Raw genomic sequence first — 16,148 nt, forward strand, 5'->3', positions numbered from 1 at the left:
AAATTTTGAACCCCTGTCTGACACCGCTTCGCTGGAACACTTGGACAAAGCTTTTCTAACCGAGCGCCTTAAAAAACTTTCAGACATTCACCTGGAGAATATTTTGGTAACCATCAACAAATAATGAAGACAACCTATTTAAACCTCTTGGCAGGTGCTTTGGCAGTTGTAGCAGCTGTCAGCTGTAACAATCCCAGCCAACACGAAGATGAAACCCAGGCCAAGCTGACTACAAAAGCAGATGATAAGGAACAAATCTCTGCCTCTACGGAATCTCAGCCAGATACCATCAAGAAAAGTATTCCGTCAGAAACCAACGGAAAGATAGGCAAGGCCAACGTGCACATTACCTATCACTCACCGGGTGTGAAAGATCGGACAATCTGGGGCGGACTAGTAGCATTTGACCAAGTATGGGTGACCGGGGCACACAAAGCAACTGCTGTCAAGTTGGATAAGGCAGTAACAATTGACGGAAAGGAAGTGGCAGCAGGTACGTATGCCTTATTCACTATACCGGGGAGAGAAGAGTGGACCATCATCCTGAACAAAGATTATGAGCAACACCTGGCAGATGACTATGATCAGAAAAAAGACGTTCTGCGGGTAAAGGTAAAGCCGAAAACGCTTGATCAACACCAGGAAAGACTTAAGTACGAGATACATGCTACTACTACCGAAGAAGGAGCAATCACCATTTCTTGGGAGAAAGTCCAAGTTTCCTTGCCAGTAAGCACGAACTTCTAATACGTATGGTGGCAAGGGCAAACAGTTAGCGTTGCTTTCCTAGATAGGCAAAAGTACTGGCATGAGCGGCGCTTTCCTGTTACATATGGTGCTGCCTGTGGTTGTTCCAATGGCTATTGCGTGGTTGTTCTATCAGTCACTATTCAAGCGAGCCACCTTGTTGCTGCTGGCAGGGATCCTGCTAGACTTAGACCACCTGCTGGCCAATCCAATTGTTGATCCCAACCGGTGCAGCGTAGGGTATCAGCTGCTGCACCAATACTGGCTTATCCCCGTGTATGGACCAGGGCGTACGCAGCAAAAATTCTAGACTTCTTTTCTAGCTTGTGAGAGCCTACTGCGTTCGAAAACCTGAATGCTCTAGCTGATGGTAAAACGGCACTAGCGCCGCAAAGGCCCTTCGCTAGGTTTGATGCGTACGCCCTGATCAACTACCCGCGATAAGGACTGATAAGATTAAGTTATCAGTCCTTATCTTGCACGCAGAAAGCTCATCCATTTTTGGGTGTTTTACTCCTAATAGTATATAGCTACCGTGAGCAACCTGCCCGTCGTCCCGTCTGCACCCACTGCCCAGGTGCCGGCCCACCTCATCGACTCCACCCACCGCTACGTCGAAAGTGGGTTGCGCGGGGCGGCCAACACCATCCGCGCGTACGCCGGGGACTGGCAGCGTTTCACGACGTGGTGCGCCCTGCACGGCATGGAATTCTTGCCCGCCCCGGCCGAGGCGCTGGCCGGGTTTCTGACCGAGCTGGCGGACGCCGGCAAGAAAGTGGCCACGATCCAGCGCCACGCCGCCGCCATCGCCAAAGCCCACGAATTGGCGGGCCTGGACTCGCCCACGGCGGACAAAAAGATCAAAGTGCTGCTCAAGGGCATTGCCCGCGAGAAAAAGACCCGCATCAAGCAGGCGGCGGCCTTTTCGCTGGCCTCGTTCAAGCGCACGATTAAAAGCATCGACGTCTCAACGCCCACGGGGCTGCGCAACCGGGCTTTGCTCTTGCTCGGCTTTACCGGAGCTTTTCGCCGGTCGGAACTTGAAGCACTGAACCTCGAAGATTTAGCCTTCGACGAGGAAGGCTTGGTCGTCTCGCTCGACAAAAGCAAGACCAACCAGCTAGGCCAGGCCGAAGAAAAGGCTATCTTCTACTCGCCCGACCCGGCGCTGTGCCCCATTCGCTCCCTACAGGCCTGGCTGCGGGTACTTAGTCGGTCGGAAGGACCCGTGTTTGTCTCGCTGCGCAAAAACCAACAGGTCACCTCCCGGCGGATGACGACCAAGTACATCAACCTGATTGCCCAGCAGTACCTGGGCCCGGGCTATACGGCCCACTCCCTGCGGGCCTCGTTCGTGACCGTCTCCAAGCTCAACGGGGCCGACGACTCCAAGGTCATGAACCAGACCAAGCACAAGACCAGCGCCATGATTCGCCGCTATACCCGCCTTGATAATGTGCGCCAGCACAACTCGGCTAAGGAACTGGGGTTATAGTCCTAAATGAAGTATTAAAAGATTGTTAAGAACAGAGGATTACAAAAAAGATAATAGGCAGGGTTTTATTACTGGTTCGATATTTTAGGCATAATTAAGACACCTCAAATCACTCCAAATGATAGCGGAGAACCTGTGTGAAAGTAACTGCATAATACAAACCAGTATCATGTTATCAATTCCTAGGTGTGTGCCACTTAGCACCGAGCGTAGAGGCCTACTATGACAGTGGGCCTTTTTATTATTGCCCATGACCAATAAAGTAGCTTTGACTGCAACAGCAGCTCAGCACTTGCCCATAATAATTACACTTTGCTAAGAATAAACTATATATAAAAATATTTCATGATGAAATTGGGTTCGTTGCAAAAAACAATGGCTTTATTGATTTATAAATTAGTACTGAGTTACATCAGATTACGGTAATTAATTGCGCTTTTAGTACTGCTTTCTCTAAGTTGAAACTAATAAATTAGTTATACTAGATCACAACATGAATGTTTTTTAGCTAGTAGGGATCTTGAAATTATTATACACATCCATTTAATTCTAAGTGACTTATCAAAGCAAACTTGTTTACAGGATTATGTATTCATAGATTGGTGCAATTTTGACAGTATCATTATAGGAAATTCGGGATTTTTAGACTTATGTATTATGCTTAAGAAGCTCAGATTAGAACAAACTAAAAAGTATGAGCTTGCTATAGCGGCAAATCTGGTTTCTACTATGCTAACCTCATTCGTTAGCGGCAGATCTCATTCCCTGAGTATTGGTAGTGAACAAGGTGGAGTTGAGAAGTGGGATGACCTTGTTATTGAGCTATCAACTGATCATTATCAGCACATTCAAATAAAGCGGCAAAACTCTTCCTTTTGTACGCCTGGTTTCAAGCCAGTAAGAGATAACTATACTTCAGGACCGAGACAGGGAATGTTAAGGGACTTATCTCCTTTAGATGAATCAATGCATAAGCTGGGCGCTTACTTACTAGATCCAGCAGTTGCAACTCAGAGGCTAAAGCGCAGCTTTTCGATATTAATCCCTGATTTGCGTATTGATATCAAAGAAGGATTATCATTAAAAGAATTATATGAGCTTTGTCAAACGCAAATAAAGGTCACAACCACATCAGCGGGTTTACAGGCTTTAGAACAAGCGAGCCCTACGGCAAAAAAAATATTTGATTGGCTCAGAACATGGTGTGGGTTTGTTGATCATGCTCATATACTAAACGCTTTACGTGTGTTTGAAGTAAGGCAGTGTTTTGGTGAAAACGAGATTGATGCCGATACAAAAAGAGAGCTCTCTACATGCTTTAGTAAACCGACTGATGTTCTACGGGTGCTGGTTAGCTTTATTGATGAGAACTCAAGTTTTACTAGTGCGGTAACTCCAAGACCATTGCTCTTCGATTTGCTTTCTTATTTACTCCCTTCTACTGTATCATGGACGCAGTTTAGAAAGGATGAAGGTGGTTGGAATGTTTCAGGTATACATGATAGGAGGTTTGGTTTTATTGAGCATCCTTCAAGTATAGTACCGACCCTTTGGGGCCCTCCAGGTGCAGGCATACTTAAATATTATTCTAAAGACCATTCTAGTGGTCCACTACCAAAGGCAATTATTAGGTTGCTACTACATATTCAACCTGCTGCAGTTGCACATGTAAGCGACAAAAGTGCTTGGAGTATTGTAGCGAAGAATTTGGTCGGCGAGACATTAGGTATTAGCGAGGATGATTGTGAAGCTTTGCATGTGCAGGACGATAGTGACTGTTATGTTTCTTCTGATAAACGTGTCTTAGAAAAGTTGAGAGATTCTGAAGCTGAGGCTGAACTGCTTTCTATCGAAATGCACAAAAAGTCTTGGGAACTAATAGGTAATCACATTTTACGCAAGTTGGAAAAGCTGCCTTCTTCTGAACTACGCGATGCAGTAGAAGATAGGTGGCAGCTTTGGAAGGATGAACTTGATAAAGATATAGACAAGCAAAAGTTACTATGTCAATCGATGTTGCATCCCAAGGCGGAAGGTGAAGATATCTCTGCAGAGCTCCGATTTGGACCTAAAACAACTTCAATGGTTGCTGATGGCATACTTCTATTGATGGTAGTGGTTATCTGTATAGGAGACAAAGACAGTAACTGGGATACTATTGACACACAGTTAACGATCAGTGTTAAGGCGTTAAGTCATTGGAGCGGACCTTTTGGCCAGACTCGGCGTGTACGCAAAATCACAGAAGATGGCGTTTCGGCTTTAATAGGAAAGGAGCCTTCAAAAATTCTTGTATTATCAAGAATTGACGCGTCATCAAGTACTGTACTACAGGAGAGTTTAATTGATGATACTGACTTTGCAGGTAGCATGGCTAGCCCTCGTCAACCAATATTACTTGTCACAAATAACCCCACAGTTAATAGATTAATTAGGCAGGGCATTATTGCTGATATTAAAGAGTATCTGAATGGTAAACTGAAAAAAAGCTTGGCGGCCAGAAACCTTACTGAAAATGAGTGATTCGAATTTTAATGAAATAACATCGCAATTACTAGTTAAAAATATAACTGCGTTAGCTAGTGATAGGTTCTTAACTCTTGGTAATGATGAACAAAATATGTTTGAGTTCGACTCAGCGAAAGAGCTGTTAGATAAGGCAGTCTTAAGACTGAGGCGCAACATAGATGGTATAGGTGGGGTGAGAACCATATTAGTTCTTGTGCTTAATAATTATAATGAATTCAAAGATGCTTTGCGCTGGGCGGCACTAATCAAGGATGAGTTATTAGAGCCAGAAAATGGCGACTTGTATATGTTTGTAGTTATAAAAGATGAGAATCTATCCATAGAACAATGCACGAATATTGAATCAAGTGATAGAATATGCAGGAAATATATTTTTCGCCCAGGAGAAACAGTGCCAGAATTTTTAAGCAGAACATTCATTGAGCCAGTCGTAGGCAATGGAAGTACTGATAGCATAATCGACCCACTGAGTTTGGCTTTAGAGAAGGTTTCTCAACAGCATCAGTGGTTTGATTCCAGTGAACAGGAGCGTTGGAAAACTGCTTTGCTATCAGGAAAATCAGGTCATGAATTAATTGAGGTGCTGTTTAAAATTTCTTAAGGAATATGGAGCAGCTCAAGAATATTAAAATCCGAAACATACGTCGCTTTGCAGATGATGTTAATATAGATATTAGCGAAGGTGCTACAGTATTCTATGCGCCTAATGGTACGGGTAAAACATCGATATTTGAGGCAATTGAACTGGCACTTACAGGTGCTGTCAAAAGACTTGGGAAGGATTTAAGCCCCTTGATCCGTGATAACTGTGATGAGGCTTATGTGCGTTTGGATTTTCATTCCGGTAAATACTGCGAGGTAACACTATCTAAAGATTCCGCTCCTGTACTCACAGGTAACCAGACTCAGTTATTCCCATCAACACCGTTCGAAAACGTTCCTTATCTGTTGAGGTTAACGCATTTGCTTAGTCAGCGAGCTGAGGGGTGGTTTGTTCAATCCCAAAGTACTTCAGCTGGCGAACAGCTAGATTATCTTTCAATTGGACGTGAAGCAACTCAAGCCAATAAAGTAGTAATTAGCGCTAAACGTGCTTCAACCCTCCTCCGTGACTCTATCGCACGTGATGTTGAAGACGCAAAAGAAGATTTGAGTAAATGGCTGAGTCTTTTAAGCAAGCGTGATTCACTTGTTAACGTTGATAAGCTAAGGCGGCTTAGATCCTCGTCTGATTTATTTAACCAAATATCCTCCGTTAACAACCAATTAAATGGTGCGGCTTTTTCATTTGTTGATGACTTACTTTTGTTGAAAAGCCAGAAAAATGAAGTACTTGCTTTATTGAATAGAGTTGTTGAAAATAATAAAAGTTTAACTATTTCTTTGAGCGCATTACGACCTACGGTTGATGAGTATCTTAGGCTGACTAAAAGTTTATTAACAATTAAGCGCGAAACACTATCTCTTGTAGAAGCAAAAGACAGATTAGATAGCACTATTAACAGGCTTAAAATACGCCAAAGTTCTGCTTCAGAACTTCTAGGTTTGGCAGAACAGGCATATAATCATGCTCTCAATCGATGGGAGCATTGCCAATATGTGTTCAGTTTAAGGGCTGAACTTGATAATACAACATGGGAAGTAGAAGACGTCAAAAGGTCAATTGATGAAGCTAATGAAAAGGTAAAACTGGCCTTTATTGAGTACAAAAAACTTTCTGATCTATATTCGCTACATGAGTCTTTTTTCAAGATGAGTGTTGCATTAGCTGAAAAGAAAAATTCATTATCGCACCAAAAATCTTCTTTAGAGAAATGGAAAGAATATGATAAAACCATCGCTACACTCAAAGGTGATATAAGGCCAAGCCTAGTTGCAGACCATAATGCGAAATTAGATATTGTAAGAGAATTTATTAAGAAAAAAGAGAAGCAGCAAAGTTTACTGGAGGAAGCACAGCGTGTTTTTAATTCTTTAAACTCAGCCGTTGATTCTATTCGTTCTGCCGTAGGTATAATAGTTACTAATTTACCTTCTGACAAAGGCCAGTGCCCTGTTTGTGAGCAAGTTTATGAGCCAACAGAGTTGCGCCGACGGATGGACAATGCATTGACTTCTATCAACCCTGAGTTACAAAAGAGTGCTAGTAAAATTGACAAACTAAAAAGCCAAATTAATAATATATCAAAGGATATTAATGATTCTAATAATGAATACATTAAGGCAAGCACTTTATTAAAAAATGTTGAAGATAACATTGTATTATCTGTTCATAATATTGAGTATATAATAGCTAATGTATTTCCAGGTGTTAGTTCGCTTGAACTTGCGGAAAAACAACTACAAGATGCTATTAATGATAATGAGAATGCTATCGCAACACTAGAGCGCGAAAGAGTTGATACACTGCCTGAGCCTTCAGTTGAGCAAATAGCAAAACTTGAAAGCCGCTGGGAAGCCTTAGAAACACAAAAGGCTAGCCATGTTAATCGGTTGCATTCTCTAACAGAACAGCTTACTAAATTAGTAAATGCGAACGATGTAGAGATTATTGAAGTGTCATTAGAATACTATGAGGAGATATCCGGTAAGCTTGAAGCTAGTGCATTAGATGTGGAGAAGGCTAAGCTTAACATTGCATATATTAAGAAGGAAATAAAAGAGGAGCAAGATGTGCTTTATGAAGCTGCTAGCAATATTGTTTTTTCAGAAAAAACAATATTGAATATTACTACTACTCTCAGCGAGTATAAGGCAATTTGGTTTTCATTGCAACTAAAAGGTGAGCCAAATCATAATGGCCTTAATCAGGCAATTGCAGATTGTGATACCCGAGCGGCAAAATTTCAAGAATATTTTGACACCCTAAACTATGTTGATGGGGAAATAGCTAGGTGGGGTGCTTATGAGGAGTACTTGAGTATTGTATCGAGTATAAAAACTATAAAAGGAGATTTTATTGAAGCAGAGTATACCGTTCGATTAAATAATATAAAAGATGAATTAGTTGATAAACTTGGGTTAATTAATGAAAAAATAGCCACTTTAAATAGTTTTGCGAATCGGCTGTCACACGAATTAGATAGAGTCAATGAACTAATTAAATCTATCAATCCTATTTGGAACAGCCTTTTAAAGCGAATAGTTGTAGATCCACGTTTCTCCGATACAAGTTTAGATAGTTATAGTCATTATAAAAAGCAATATGCGGATGTAAATGTGAACCTTCATGGAAAAAATACTCGTGTGACTCACGTTGCAAGTGAAGCTCAAATTACTGATTTGCAATTAACTTTTTTGTTGGCTCTTGCTCAGCATTATAAATGGATGCCATGGCCTGCATTGCTACTTGACGATCCTACTCAGCATCATGACTTAGTTCATGCTTCCGGCGTCTTTGACCTTCTCAGAGATTATATTGCTGAGAAGAAATTTCAAGTGATGTTGGCGACACATGATTCTGCTCAGGCTCGTTACTTTATGCGTAAACTTGAAAACGATGGAATACCTGGACGACTATGTACCCTTCATGCCACTGCTGATGGCGTTAAGGCAGTATTTGTTTAATCCAGTAGTCCTTCTTGATTGCTAGATTATAGTTCGGGTGATGTAAAATAGGCTAAGCTCATAAGAATTTCATTTGAAGTGCTGAGCCATAAACCCTTTACTGATGAAGCTTATTTAGTAAGCTTAACCTTTAATGGCGATCACACTGAAGTGCTTACTTATCGGTAGTGATTACTTAAGGCCTCAATTGATCATAAATGAGCTATAATTACTTGAAACATCACTTCTGCACTGGGACTACAGTTAAACGGACACTGAGGCCAGAGTTGGACCCAGCAGGCATACCACTTCCTCTTTTACTGCCATCCAAGCTGTTCTTGATGAGCAACAAAACTCGTCGAGGATCTTCGAGATTGCCTTCTATCAAGTTTGAGGCGACGCGAGGAGAGCTCGCTGCTTTGGCCCTATATATCTCCACCATATGTCCTTCCCCAAAGGCCCGGTGACAAACCCCCCGCATGTAAAAGTTATTGAATTCTCCTTCCGCAAAGGTTAATTCCGCGTTTTCGGGCACCTTCCGCACTACCGCCCCGTGTTTTTCGTGCGAGTTGAAGCACTCCTGCTGTTTCAAAGCAGCTGCCAAGGTCCGCTCATTGCCACTCTGGATGGCTTCCAACAGTAGCTGAGGATATCGTTCAATACCCTGCTCAGTAAATCGCTGGCTGTAATTAAGTTGACTGGTTCGGATCGCTTCCTGCGCTTCAAGGAGCATATACTGCCGCGTTTTTTGATCTAGGTTCTCGAAATTGAACATGCCATTTTGTTAATCAAGCTTTAAAAACACCACCTATACAGCCATCTGTAATTGTCTGCTTAGCACTAAGCTGCTAGCTAATGACCGCTACGACGGGTAAACTCCTGCTAAACGCTATCGATTAGCTGTTGACCTACTCAACGCCTCCAGCACATTTACTGGCTTATAGCCTGACAGATGCTGCATTCGCTTGAGGACGCTGTCATCGATCATCTCATTACTGCCTGCTCCTAGGCCAATGGGTCGAACGTGTTTACCCAACAATCGGTAGTACCAAGTCATCGACGTCCGAAGCTCATCCCCGAACCAAGGTTTATAATACTTCAGGAAGGCTTCATCTATCTCTAGGCCGAGGTCTCCGGCCTTCGACTTCAACCAATGGAGCGTAATGTTCGCTAAGCCATCTTTTTCGTACCCTCCCCCCACATTAGTATGGACCCCGCTGAACCAGCGTTGCTCCAGAATTTGACCAGCGACAACATTTTCCCATAGCGTCGGCCGAAAGGTTTTTCTGTGCTCGTCCACTGCCAAGGCTTGATACGCGTGCTGGATACAGGGGCACAGGCTGTGGTCATGAAACCGATAGTGGCGACGATTGAAAACGCTGAACAGGCTCAGCGGCACTCCCAGAGCCCCGACGGTATCCCAAACCCCAATAAAATGAATGTTAATTAACCGGGTCGTATGCCTCATTTTGAAATCAGCTGCTTCCCGCTGCCACTCTTCCTGGCGCTTCCCATTCTCCGGACGCTGACGATAGAGCGCATAGGCTTCGGGAACAAAGAAGTCTTCTTGCTTGGGCAGTAAACCCAGGTGTTGAATCAGACCGGCTAAGCTGCGTACCGTATAGGCGCCTCTACTAAAGCCAAAGAGAAAGATCGCATCTCCCGGCTCATAGTTATAGACTAGGAAGCGATACGCTTCAATTACATTATCGGACAGCCCGAGGCCTAAACCACCCCCTAAAAAGCGGTCGACTCCCCAATGGTTACCCACCCCTTTATCATAGTAGGTTACTTGTACAGTCCCATCTTCCGCTAGCGGCTTGATGGCCCGGACCAGCTTCATGATGTTAGTTGGCTTCCGTTTGCGCCGGTCCATGTTCTCCGCCCGGTTCCACGTTCCATCACACAAAATAACTAAGCGCTTAGGCATGTAGTAAGATTTGCTCTCCTTTGATTATTAATGGGTAAAAGGTACATACCCTGAGCGTATAAAGGCTCCCTTTCACTCTTTGCTACGCTCGCCTTCCCTGCTGCACCAAACGCAACGCGCATCGATCAATCGTGTATATTCGTTGAAAGGCTACAAGGTTAGGTAAAGGCCTCCTGTCCCATTCAGTTGCCTTTAGGTGCATCATACTTGATTGCACTAGGGTCTATTGGCTCATTCCAGGCATTCCTCGCCCACTGCTATCATGTTCCTCAAAAAGCTAGTACTTAAGAACTTCAAGTGCCTGTCGGACTTCGAAATCTCCTTTGAGACGAAGAAGGCCAGCAATCGACAATGGACCCTTGTGTTGGGAGAGAACGGCACGGGAAAAAGCAATCTACTGAAAGCGATTGCCTTAATCACTTGTGGCAGCAACGCCTTGGGCGAGATCGTCGGCAACACGGATAGCTGGATCACGCTGCAGCAACCCAACTGCAGTATTACGGCTTGGCTGACCACTAAAAAGGGCGAGGAGAGAGAGATATCCCTGAAGATCAAACGGGGTGATACCTTAACGAACCTGATCGCCAATAACTTGGAAGACCTGCATCTCATTGATGGGGCCATTGAGAATGCCGAACGGAACTACTTTGTGGTCGCGTATGGGGCCAGCCGGCGGCTATCCAGTGACTCCTTTACTAACAGCTCCCAAGCCAGTAGTTACGGGAACCGCTCCGGAAACATTCGCAATCTCTTTGATGGGGGCGCGGCGTTAAACCCCTTAACGTCCTGGGTGCTGGACCTCGATTACCGGGCGGGAGAAAGTGGCCTGGCCGTGATCAAAGAAGCACTGAATGGCTTTTTACCGGGCATCACATTTCACGCCATTGACAAAAACAAAAAGCAGGTCATCTTCAAAACCATCGATGGCCTGATCCCGCTGGAGCAACTCAGTGACGGCTATCAGAATATGGCCGCCTGGATTGGCGACTTGCTCTACCGGATTACGGAGACCTTCAAGGACCGCAAAAACCCGTTACATGCTCGGGGGCTGCTGCTCATTGATGAAATTGATCTGCACCTGCACCCGAAGTGGCAACGGAATCTCTACGACTTCATCAGTGAGAAGCTGCCTAATTTTCAAGTCATCGCCACGACCCATTCCCCCCTCACCGCGCAACAGGCTGGGGAAGGCGAGCTATATGCCTTGAAGCGAAATGCGCAGCAGATCGTTGAACTGATACCTTTCATTGGCTCACCCAAAACCTTGTTGGTCAACCAACTGCTCATGTCGCCTATGTTTGGGTTAACAACGGACGAGAGCCTGGAAGTAGAGGCAACTAAAGACCAGTACGCCCGCTTGAAAGCCAAAGGGCGCAGCTTAACGGCTCCCGAGAAAAAGCAACTCACGAAAGTGAAGGAAAAACTCGTACAGGAGCTGCCCCAGCGCAATACTCCACTGGTAAGCGATCCGGAAATGGATCTCTTGCAGCGGATTGAGCAGAATTTGAAGGCCCAGCAAGCATGATCCCCCTCCAACGGGAACGGAGTGCGCAGGCCGTTAGTCCGAAATTTCGCGCGCCCAAAAAAGGGTTAAAGGATAAGGAGCTGCTGCTGGCGTACCGTGATCTGCTGCGGGGGGCGATTACGGAGCTTACCTTCCAGTCGGCCTTCTGGAAAACGGCCAAGACGCAGCTCAAAAAAGAGAGTGGGGGGAAATGCGCGTACTGCGAAGCGAACACGGAAATTGTTGCCCACGGGGACGTGGAACACTACCGGCCCAAGAGTGTATACTGGTGGCTGGCGTATACCTACGACAACTACTTGTACGCCTGCCAGATCTGCAATCAGGTTTACAAGAGTGATAACTTCCCTATTGCTGGGAATGCTCTTTTTCCGGGCCCCGCCATTTCCGCGACGACCACGGACGCGGAAATTGAGCAGTTGGCCGGCCGTCTATCTCCGGATCCCCTCGCCGTGGACGCCGAGTATACCCTAGCATCGTATCTGGCTGAACATCAGAGGGAGAAAGCTTTCTTACTCAACCCTTACTTCGATGATCCGCGGGAGTACTTTGCCTACGAGGCAGATGAGCTCACCAGAGAAGTTAAGGTTGTTCCCGCCAAAGCAGAATATGCGGAGCATGTGAAAGCAGCCGAGGACTATTATGGCCTGAACAGGGTCGAACTCAGAAACTACCGCTATAAGACCTACAAAATCTATCGGGTGTTAAAACGCTCGCTTCCAAACCTTTCGGATGAAACGCTAAAAGCAGAAGTATTACAGCAGCTCGAAGAGATGCGTACTAACGACTACTTATTTGCTGGAATGAACAGGTATTTCGAGGCCCAGTCCTCTTAGTAACCGGCTGGTGCGCCAAATACAAGACCTGCACGCAATTAGGCAAGGAGCAGCTGCCGCGACTACGGGGCTGGGGCCGCCAATGTAAATGCATTGCCTAACAGCGGCAAGTCAAACTACTTTAGGTAGCCTTGCCCTTAAGCAGTAAAACGGTAAATCCTCAGTGATCAGATTAAGCCAAAGATGGGCTGGCCCATTCTATGGCTTTCAATGAAGCCATAGAATCAGTTAACGATTGACGAAATAGTATGGAACGCCTAAAACTCTAAAATGGATCGAAGCGAAGTTAATCGGGTAATGTAGTAAGAGTAGCAACCTTGTCCACCCGTGAAACAACTTGGTGGTTAATAATCAGCCATCATAACAATTGCTGTCTCCTAACTATAGCTACATATAGAAATAGTATTTATCAGGCAAGGTTGCATCTTCTTCAGCATACTGAATAATTTCGCCTACTTTTTGTGCAAAACGAAGCGTGATAGGCAGACTATCGAAAAAATTGCAGTTGTTGAAGTTAAGCTTTGTAAGCGCCATAATTTCGTCAGCCACACGGCGCAAAGTGGACTCACCCTCAAAGATGGATATTTCCAGTGGGTGCGGTATATGCTGGCCCGGAAAGGTTTCATAGTAAGGCACGTAGCCGGTGGTGTATAATACACCCGTTTGACGGTCTAGAGGCAGTAGGGTGCCGCGCATTACCGGGTACTTGCCGCGCCGGCGGAGCAGTTTTATCGAGGAGCTTTTTACTGTCACGAGGTCAATATTGACGTGCTCATCCAAAGCAGCCCGAATACCATCTTTTAGCCCCTCTACTTCGGCATAATCGGGATGCGTAGCTGAATTCCAGAAGTCCGTGGTTTTGTGAATCACTACCCGATTAGGGGCCACATTCTGATTGAACTTCTTGTACTTCTGCACAATGTCCTGAATCAGCTCCTTAGCGTAGTCGTAACTTAGGTGTGGGGCTGGCGTGTTATGTTCGTCGGCATCCCACTTGAACATCTTACCAATAAAGACGATACCTTTTCCCTCGTAGTTAAACGCTTGGGCAATGCTGGACCGGACTAGGTTGTTCTCCGCGTTCAGCACCTTGTGGAAGCTAATGCCAATAAAGCATGTATGCTTGTCTTTTAAAGTTAGCGTCCAAGGCGTACCAACATTTTTGTAGTAGTTGGCCACTACGAAATTCCAGGCCTGCATTGACAGGTCTTGCATCGACTTTTTCTTGCCCAGAATAGTATCTTCCAGGATGATTTGTACCGGAATGGCGTTAGGCAGCGAAATCAACTGGGCCTTCAGATACCGACGCAGGTTAAAAAATAGATTGCCTTTGAAAGGAATGGAGGACAGCTTCTTAAATACTGTAGAGGGGATGACAATAAAGCAGATGTTGGGAAGTGACAGGCTGTTTTCTAACAGGTCAACATACGCCTCACGGTAGAGATCACAAATAGCTACGGTCCGATCAAATAGGGTCCGGTCTGGCTCCGTCAGTATCTCCTGAATGCGGGTTTCCCGTACGGCCTTATTGTTGGCTTCATCGTTGATGAACGCACACTGAAAAACTGACTCTTTATTAAAACCAGGAAAGTCAGGGTTTAAGCGCTTGTTCTTAAAAACTTCCTCGGCTTCTGTTGACTCGCTCCCCTCATCGTCCTTTATTTCTTCCTCATCTGCCAACTCATCCCCCAGCGGATTTTTTCCGAATAGCAAACTCTCGTCGTCATCATAATCGACAACCTGCCCATCCGTAATTTTGCCGCCCAACTTGATTTTTACGGGGCTGTCCGAGGCTTCTATAGTGCCCTCAAATTGCTTAATCCACTCCTGTGCCTTCTCAATGCCGTGCTGTGTACCTAGCAACGCATAGTGAATTTCAGAGCGATGGGTTTTGTTGCTAGTCGAGAAAAAGCCACCAATAGTAATGCCTTGCTTGGGGTCTTGGCTCTGGCGGTCGTCGCCAAATTCTAACAGAGGTTCGCTCAGTAGTTCAGGTTTGGGCAGCATAGTTAGTCGAATAAGCCGGGTAAGGTTAGCTGGGGGCGAGGGGTAGCCGCCGGGCGCCCCTTCTGGCGGAGCGACATTTTCTCCCCTTCGAGCGGAATGCCAAACGGCACATCGAAGTTGACTGCGTTGCCTAGGGTAATTGAAGCCTGATTGACAGCCGTCCCGTCGAAAATCGTGATTTCACTGCCGCTACGAGCCAGGAAATCGTGCCAGAAATGCAGTTGACTCAGCACGCCATCGTTCCACACTCGTGCGTTGAGATAATTGGTATAGCGCGTGATTTTGTCGCCCGGGAGTGGCGTCGTGCGGTCCAAAGTAAAAAGGTACTTAGGGCTCACCACGAGCAACACTCGGTCCTCTACAAAGAGCGGCTGTAAGCTGACGGCTGCGTGGCGGTAGAATTTATCAGCAGCGTATTCATAGTATTTCACCACTGTTTTTTCAATCTTCTTACGGTGTACGCGCGAGGTGTAACTGGCCATTCGTTCCACTTCAGGCTCACGCAGTGTGAAGTAATAGCGCCGAAAGTCCCGCTGAAACTTCAACCCGCGCTTGCCCATAAAGTCGCGGATGTACTCGTTGAGCAGCTCCACATAGTGACTACGTAGCACGGCCGAATCCACCACATCTCGGAACAGATACTCGGTGCGCTTCTGCCCCTCGGAAATTACGTGCACGAAGAACTTCTGGAACGTCTTTTCCAATGGCACAAAAGTATAGACCAGCGAATTATTGATGATAAAATAAGGAGCTTCGTCGTTGGTGATGTTCTTGAAGATATCCTTCTTGCTTTTGTAGTGGGTTGGATACGTAAACAGCTGGCGGGGCACTGAGCGGAAGGGCCACATATTCGTATCTAGGACTTCCGTCGCCGTGTAATCGACCCGGCCGGCAAACGAAGCGCGGTACTTCACATCAAACCCATGTTGGCCAGCCACCAACAAGTTGTCGGTTTTGGAGAACACGATAGGATTAGTCTTGCGTTTTCCCATCTTTTGCAAGCGGACCTCGTCTACCCCGCTTACTAGCTTGCAATACAGTTTTTCTTCTCCTTTACGCCCGTCAAATACGACCAATAGCACCTCGTACCCATATTGTCGGTAGCTGCGCCAGTAGTCTAAATCTGCATCCTTCGGGTAGAATGAAAAGCTTTCTGCAGTCTCATCCTGCATGTAGCTTTTTTCCGATTGGGTTGATTTAATCTGGACCTTCAGCGTCTGTGAAATGGGACGGGTCTTACCATCAGCGGTGATTTCCGTCAGCTCGACTTCACCATCAATGCCAAAGTCGTTTTTAGTCGTCTCGCGCCAGATTATATAGGGCTGATGGCGATTACAATAATTCTCGAAGGCATTGACGCCTCGTTCTCCCACAATGTGCGAAGCAAGTACGGTCTTTGGCATCTACTAAGTATTTGAGCATGCATATAATACACAAGATAGCCGTTAAAGCGACGATAAATCACTTAGCTAATTACAATTTTAGCTTAATTGTTAAATTGTTTAAGACAGATCTATCTGTTCAGCTATGCTTGTA

12 protein-coding genes are annotated in these 16,148 nt (G+C 45.4%); 8 read left to right on the forward strand and 4 right to left on the reverse strand.

Annotation, left to right across the window (positions count from 1 at the left end; genetic code table 11):
- Nucleotides 1-123: 123 nt before the first annotated feature.
- The 6 genes from IEW06_RS19665 (at nucleotide 124) to IEW06_RS19685 (ending at nucleotide 8,338) form a co-directional block, all read left to right on the forward strand.
- On the forward strand, nucleotides 124-747 hold the full coding sequence (locus IEW06_RS19665; RefSeq protein WP_187734549.1) for a DUF2911 domain-containing protein: 624 nt from the start codon (nucleotides 124-126) through the stop codon (nucleotides 745-747).
- Between the two features lie 85 nt (nucleotides 748-832).
- Nucleotides 833-1,057 (forward strand): DUF6122 family protein, encoded by a 225-nt coding sequence (locus tag IEW06_RS20825; RefSeq protein WP_262891930.1) that lies wholly within the window; start codon nucleotides 833-835, stop codon nucleotides 1,055-1,057.
- Nucleotides 1,058-1,282: 225 nt separating this feature from the next.
- Complete coding sequence (locus IEW06_RS19670; protein WP_223285035.1) at nucleotides 1,283-2,242, forward strand: tyrosine-type recombinase/integrase; 960 nt, start codon at nucleotides 1,283-1,285, stop codon at nucleotides 2,240-2,242.
- Between the two features lie 657 nt (nucleotides 2,243-2,899).
- Nucleotides 2,900-4,765, forward strand: coding sequence for an ABC-three component system protein (locus IEW06_RS19675; protein ID WP_187734551.1), 1,866 nt, complete (start codon nucleotides 2,900-2,902; stop codon nucleotides 4,763-4,765).
- On the forward strand, nucleotides 4,758-5,372 hold the full coding sequence (locus IEW06_RS19680; protein ID WP_187734552.1) for an ABC-three component system middle component 1: 615 nt from the start codon (nucleotides 4,758-4,760) through the stop codon (nucleotides 5,370-5,372). Before IEW06_RS19675 ends, IEW06_RS19680 begins: the two co-directional genes overlap by 8 nt.
- Nucleotides 5,373-5,377: 5 nt before the next feature.
- A complete protein-coding gene (locus tag IEW06_RS19685) occupies nucleotides 5,378-8,338 on the forward strand; it encodes an AAA family ATPase (RefSeq protein ID WP_187734553.1) in 2,961 nt (986 codons plus the stop codon).
- A 220-nt stretch (nucleotides 8,339-8,558) separates the two neighbouring features.
- Here the strand turns inward: IEW06_RS19685 and IEW06_RS19690 are convergent, their stop codons facing one another.
- Both IEW06_RS19690 and IEW06_RS19695 read right to left on the reverse strand, forming a co-directional pair.
- Nucleotides 8,559-9,092, reverse strand: a complete 534-nt coding sequence (locus IEW06_RS19690) for a hypothetical protein (protein ID WP_187734554.1) — start codon at nucleotides 9,090-9,092, stop codon at nucleotides 8,559-8,561.
- A gap of 114 nt (nucleotides 9,093-9,206) precedes the next feature.
- Nucleotides 9,207-10,247 (reverse strand): T6SS phospholipase effector Tle1-like catalytic domain-containing protein, encoded by a 1,041-nt coding sequence (locus tag IEW06_RS19695; RefSeq protein WP_187734555.1) that lies wholly within the window; start codon nucleotides 10,245-10,247, stop codon nucleotides 9,207-9,209.
- Nucleotides 10,248-10,509: 262 nt separating this feature from the next.
- Between IEW06_RS19695 and IEW06_RS19700 the strand changes: the two genes are divergently transcribed.
- Both IEW06_RS19700 and IEW06_RS19705 read left to right on the forward strand, forming a co-directional pair.
- Nucleotides 10,510-11,772, forward strand: a complete 1,263-nt coding sequence (locus tag IEW06_RS19700; RefSeq protein WP_187734556.1) for an AAA family ATPase — start codon at nucleotides 10,510-10,512, stop codon at nucleotides 11,770-11,772.
- Nucleotides 11,769-12,605 (forward strand): HNH endonuclease family protein, encoded by an 837-nt coding sequence (locus tag IEW06_RS19705; protein WP_187734557.1) that lies wholly within the window; start codon nucleotides 11,769-11,771, stop codon nucleotides 12,603-12,605. The genes IEW06_RS19700 and IEW06_RS19705 overlap by 4 nt, the downstream gene beginning before the upstream one ends.
- Before the next feature lie 387 nt (nucleotides 12,606-12,992).
- Here IEW06_RS19705 and IEW06_RS19710 read toward each other — a convergent pair whose 3' ends face one another.
- Nucleotides 12,993-14,612, reverse strand: coding sequence for an argonaute/piwi family protein (locus IEW06_RS19710; RefSeq protein ID WP_188548817.1), 1,620 nt, complete (start codon nucleotides 14,610-14,612; stop codon nucleotides 12,993-12,995).
- A 2-nt stretch (nucleotides 14,613-14,614) separates the two neighbouring features.
- Nucleotides 14,615-16,015, reverse strand: a complete 1,401-nt coding sequence (locus IEW06_RS19715) for a DUF4365 domain-containing protein (protein ID WP_187734560.1) — start codon at nucleotides 16,013-16,015, stop codon at nucleotides 14,615-14,617.
- Between the last annotated feature and the right edge of the window lie 133 nt (nucleotides 16,016-16,148).

This window comes from Hymenobacter qilianensis (assembly GCF_014638675.1).
GTDB lineage: Bacteria > Bacteroidota > Bacteroidia > Cytophagales > Hymenobacteraceae > Hymenobacter > Hymenobacter qilianensis.